This window comes from Nocardioides sp. (genome assembly GCF_035703625.1).
Lineage (GTDB): Bacteria > Actinomycetota > Actinomycetes > Propionibacteriales > Nocardioidaceae > Nocardioides.
Window position 1 is genome coordinate 1 of the sequence record NZ_DASSXS010000161.1, and the last position, 2,419, is coordinate 2,419.

Annotated in this window: 3 protein-coding genes and 1 pseudogene; 2 read left to right on the plus strand and 2 right to left on the minus strand. The window is 69.7% G+C overall.

Features of this window, described 5'->3' with window-relative positions; translation table 11 throughout:
* The first annotated feature begins 24 nt into the window (after positions 1-24).
* The gene (locus VFN12_RS08005) at positions 25-483 is read left to right on the plus strand and encodes an ArsI/CadI family heavy metal resistance metalloenzyme (protein WP_325118114.1); all 459 of its coding nucleotides are present in this window, start codon (positions 25-27) and stop codon (positions 481-483) included.
* A gap of 24 nt (positions 484-507) precedes the next feature.
* Here VFN12_RS08005 and VFN12_RS08010 read toward each other — a convergent pair whose 3' ends face one another.
* On the minus strand, positions 508-1,383 hold the full coding sequence (locus VFN12_RS08010; protein ID WP_325118115.1) for a slipin family protein: 876 nt from the start codon (positions 1,381-1,383) through the stop codon (positions 508-510).
* 126 nt (positions 1,384-1,509) lie between these two features.
* Here VFN12_RS08010 and VFN12_RS08015 point away from each other — a divergent pair, with 126 nt between their 5' ends.
* Positions 1,510-2,253 (plus strand): hypothetical protein, encoded by a 744-nt coding sequence (locus VFN12_RS08015; protein WP_325118116.1) that lies wholly within the window; start codon positions 1,510-1,512, stop codon positions 2,251-2,253.
* On the opposite strand, the pseudogene VFN12_RS08020 reads toward VFN12_RS08015, so the two are convergent.
* Positions 2,246-2,419: pseudogene (locus VFN12_RS08020) on the minus strand (MFS transporter); the annotation flags it as partial. The gene VFN12_RS08015 and the pseudogene VFN12_RS08020 sit on opposite strands and share 8 nt — an antisense overlap.

The window sequence follows — 2,419 nt, forward strand, 5'->3', positions numbered from 1 at the left end:
ATCCATCGATACAAGGAGCCTCGCATGTCCCGTGTCCAGCTGGCACTCAACGTCGACGACCTCGCCACCTCGGTCGCCTTCTACCGCACGCTCTTCGGCGTCGAGCCCGCCAAGACCAGGCCCGGCTACGCCAACTTCGCCGTGACCGAGCCGCCGCTGAAGCTGGTGCTCATCGAGAACCCGGGCCAGGGCGGGTCGGTCAACCACCTCGGGGTCGAGGTTGCCGACACGGCCACCGTCGAGGCCACCCAGGCGCGCCTCGCCGCCGAGGGCCTCGCCTCCACCGACGAGCGCGACACCACCTGCTGCTACGCCAAGCAGGACAAGTTCTGGGTGGAGGGCGCTCCCGACGCCGAGCGCTGGGAGATCTACACCGTGCTCGAGGACAGCGAGACGTTCTCCGCCGACAGCGGCGAGGAGTCCTGCTGCACCGACGACACGGCGACGGAGACGGAGACAGCCAGGGCGGCTGCCTGCTGCTGAACGCCCGGCTCGACCGGGCGAGGCTCACCCCTCGGCGGCGCGGTTGCGTCGCCCGAGGGGTGTTGGCGGCTCCTGCTCCTCGAGGATCGGCCCGGCGACCGGTTCGCCGTCGCTCTCGTCGCCGCGCGGAACCGCCGGCTTACCGGTGGCGACGGCCTCGAAGTAGCGCAGCATCTCCACGGGGAAGGGCAGCACGAGAGTGGAGTTCTTCTCGGCCGCCACCTCGACCATCGTCTGGAGCAGCCGCAACTGGAGCGCGGCCGGGGTGCCGGACATCGCGGCGGCGGCCTCGGAGAGCTTGCGCGAGGCCTGGTACTCGCCGTCGGCGGTGATGATCCGCGAACGGCGCTCACGCTCGGCCTCCGCCTGCCGCGACATGGACCGCTTCATGGACTCCGGCAGCGCCACGTCCTTGATCTCCACGCGGTCGATGTCGATGCCCCATGACGCCGCGGGCGTGTCGAGCATGACCTCGAGCCCCTGGTTGAGGTGCTCACGGTTGGACAGCAGGTCGTCGAGATCGCTCTTGCCGATGATCGAGCGCAGCGAGGTCTGTGCCACCTGCGCCATGGCGTACTCGTAGTCCTGCACCTCGACCGCGGCCCGGACCGGGTCGAGGACACGGAAGTAGACGACGGCGTCAACGCGGACCGTCACGTTGTCATGGGTGATGCCGTCCTGGGCCGGCACCGGCATGGTCACCACCTGGACGTTGACCCGCTTCATGCGGTCCACGACCGGGACGATCATGGTGAACCCCGGGGGCCGGGGGTCGGTCTGGACCCGGCCGAGCCGGAACACCACTCCGCGCTCGATCTGCTTGACCACCTTGGCGCTCATGGCGAACCCGACGCCGGCCACGACGACCAGCGCAGCCAGGAAGTAGAGCAGGACGTCCACGACGACCTCCGGCAGCAGGAAGGCTTTGCATCGAGGGTACGCCTCACGGCCGGGCCTGGACCGCCTCGTAACTCGCGACCTGACCGGTCGTTGAAGTGCCGATCGGGCAAGCGGGAGGGAATCGAAATGATGCTGCGACTCATGGCGGTGGCGGTCGCCGTGGCGACGTCGCTGCTGGTGCCCCTGTCGGCGCCGGCCACGGCACGTACGTGCGCGCCCCCACCTGCCACGATCGCGCCGTCACCCCTGGAGCCGGTGGCCGCTGCGACCTCGCCCGTCACGACGGAGACGTCCGTCCACTGGACCCGGGTGTCCAAGCGCGTGACACACGGCGACACCGCGCTGCTCGAGGGGCAGGTCGTGACCGAGGATGGCGCGATCGCCGGCGCTGATGTCGACCTCTTCGCCCGGAGCAGCGGTGAACAGGACTGGATCCTGGTCGCCTCGACCACCTCCGACGACGACACCGGTGTGTTCGCGTTCGGTTGCCTCCTCCCCACTCGAACGACGACGTATCGGGCCGTCTACTCCGGGACCCTGACGTTCGCCGCCAGCGAGGGAACCCGGCAGGTCGACGTGACCCGCTGGATGCCGGACTCGATGCGACAGGTCAGCCACTCCCGATTCGTCTACGCCGGGTCCGTGGAACCCCGCTTCGACGGAAGCGTGACGCTCCAGCGGCGCAACTGCGCGTCGTGTGCGTGGCGGATCGTCGCTGTCGACGTCACCGATGCCCGATCCGGATGGCACTTCACCATCAACACCTCCCGCCTCCGAGCCGGCGAGTACAGCTACCGGGCAATGATCCCGGCGGACGAGCGTTTCGGCCGGAGCCTCAGCGACCGGGCCTGGCGGATCCGGGTCAGGTGACGCGTCCCTCCTCCGCGCGCCTGGACTCCAGCACCCGGAACCCCTTCGCGCTGGCCACCCGGTCGGTCGGGTAGCCCTGCTCGCCGAGCCAGCGCTGCAGGGAGTCAGCGCCCAGGTTCTTCCCCACCACCATCACCATCCGTCCGCCGGGCCGCAGCCGGGGCAG